General features: G+C 46.1%; 1 protein-coding gene. It reads right to left on the bottom strand.

The window, feature by feature from the left end; translation table 11 throughout:
• Nucleotides 1-178 precede the first annotated feature (178 nt).
• Entirely contained in the window at nucleotides 179-1,633 is a 1,455-nt protein-coding gene (locus H6B15_RS15170; RefSeq protein ID WP_204648842.1) for a sugar transferase, read from the bottom strand.
• Between the last annotated feature and the right edge of the window lie 1,000 nt (nucleotides 1,634-2,633).

Here is a 2,633-nt window from a genome sequence, read left to right as displayed (position 1 = left end):
ACAGGAGGTTCTTTCTCTTCACTAAAGTATTTTTTATCCACCCCCAGTTGAACTGGGGGATTTTATCATGCCTATTCGGCGCCATAAAAAGTCCGGCAGGAACCGTCTTGTTCCTGCCGGAGTAAAAACTATCCGCATACTTCATATTTTATTTTCCTTGCGATGGTTGAAGGAATCTTCATTTCGCACCAACATGACCGAACACCACCAGAACCGTCTTAAGCAGAATCTTGATATCCAGCCAGATGCTCCAGTTATCTATGTAGGCCACATCCAGCTTGACCACATCCTCAAAGTCTTCGATGTTGCTGCGGCCGCTTACCTGCCACATGCCGGTAATGCCGGGCTTCATGGAAAGGCGGCGCTTGTGGTGGCTCTCATACTGGTTGTATTCATCCAGTGTGGGAGGGCGGGTGCCCACCAGACTCATCTCCCCTTTCAGGACATTGTAGAACTGCGGAAGTTCGTCGATGGAGGTTTTGCGGATGAACTTGCCCACCTTGGTGATACGAGGGTCTTCGGTCATCTTGAACATCAAGCCGTTCATCTCATTTTTTGACACGAGTTCCTGCTTTCGCTTTTCAGCGTCTGCGTACATGCTGCGCAACTTATAAATGTTGAACACGCGTCCGTTGAGGCCCACCCGCTTTTGTTTGAAGAAGAGCGGACCGGAGGATTCCAGTTTCAGTGGGATGGCCGTGATGGCGATGATGGGCACCGAAATGACCAGTCCCACCAGGCTGCCCGCAATGTCCATGCACCGTTTGAGGATGGTATCGCTGAAGCTCCGCTGCGTTGCCTTCAAAGTGATCAGCGACCAGTCGCCGCACTCCTCAATGCTCTTGGCCGGGTGTGGGTACCAGGCGGCCTCCGCCTGGTTTTCCTTGTCGTGAAGCTTTTCGATGAGAGGTACATTCAGATGGATGGTAACGCCCATGCTTTCCAGTTCCGCCAGATACGGAAGAAGGGATGTTCCGGTATCGTATGGGATATTGATATACACTTCGTCCAGAGAGTCATGCCGGACCCAGTCCACGAAATCGAGTCCGGCCACCTTGACCGGAATGCCGTGAATCTTGGTCCCGACGCGATCCTTGCCGCCGTCCAGCAGTGCAATGCCCCGGACAGACTTGGTCCAGTCCCGGCCCAGTTCCCGCAGCAGCGCTTCCACCCGGTCCGTGGTGGTTACGACTCCTACCAGGGTGGCCAAGTTGTGCATGACCTTTGAGCGGTTTAGGTGCTGTTTCAGATACTGATGCAGCAGGAGCATAACCACCATGTTGCTGATAAAGATGCTCAGGATCAGATACCGGGAATCCGCCATGGCCGCCTTGGTAAGAACCAGCAGCGCTGTAAAGGCTGCCAGCATGATGACGTTGAACAGCACAACAATCTTGAGTTCTGCCATCCATTTGCGGCGAATGATGTTTTCCGTCTGGTCAAAGCCGAGAAAGGTAATGACAAAGGCCAGAAGAAGCATTCCGTAAAAATGAATTTTGTCCATATGGACAAAGTCCGGCACCAGGTGCAGGACCCTATCAAAAATCAGCAGGGAAAGAAAAACGCTGCATCCCAGGCTGATCAGGTCGGTGATAAAGGTCAGCGCATACTGCAGCTTTTCTCTTGTTGACATAAGCTTTCCCAATATTATTGCTCCCTCCTACTTTTCTTCCTAGAACGGCATCAACCCTGTCTGTCCCTTTTGTGCAAGTGCCGAATTTTTCCACCCTGCAGACAGCACAACCTTTTTTGGTTCGGTACGTCTTTGCTGGAATGTACGCACGAAATCATTATCATTCTTCTCTTCTACCAATAGCAATATAATATAATAAGTGGATGTTTCAATTGTTACCAGGCAATCACACAAAACTTCAGACATTTTTTTAACTTTATATCGCACAAAAGCAAAAAAATGTGATTAAGTTAATTATACCGCGATCCAGCGGTCGCTTCAACAAAAGTTCCCAAAAAATGTGTTCCATCGTTCATTTTTGTCATTCTTCACAAAGCCAGCAAATAGACGTTCTCATCTATTACTTTTTATATTTATTCATGTCATCGTATTATTCTCTTACTATTCTGTCTTTTTTTGTATTTATTATTTTCGTTAATTACGTCACCTTTTTATCCCTATATTCTATGGCATCCTTTTTTCAGACTATGCGAATCAAGACCTTTTGTTCTTTTACAACCATACCTCTAACCTTTATCCAACAAATTTAATGTTACAACGTCAATAACTTGATTTATTTTGTATCAATCTCATTCCGCTGAAAAAGTACCAAAATCAGATGTTGTTCTTACTTTATTTACTATTATAATTCGGCAATAAGCACATAAAAATTGGAAAAGCTGCTAACCGATGATTCAGGCTGATTTTCCCGGCCGTAGGCACCACTTTACCATCAATTTTCTAGTCTTACCAAAAATACAGGTTTTCTGTCAGAGAGTCGCAGGGTCTATACGGTGCTTTTTTCTCATCGCCGAGGAAAGACAAGTCATGGAAACTTCAACGAAGAATAACAAAACAGCCTGAAGGCTCATGCATGAACAGGTCCGTAAAAAGTAGACAATAGACAAAAAACCTCCCCGTGTAGGATAATAGAACTACACGAGGAGGTTTTGCTATGCCC

Origin of the sequence: Gemmiger formicilis (assembly GCF_016900095.1) — a bacterium.
In the GTDB taxonomy this organism is placed as follows: domain Bacteria; phylum Bacillota; class Clostridia; order Oscillospirales; family Ruminococcaceae; genus Gemmiger; species Gemmiger formicilis_A.
Note: the sequence above shows the minus strand (reverse complement) of the source record. Positions and strands in the feature narration are given on the sequence as shown.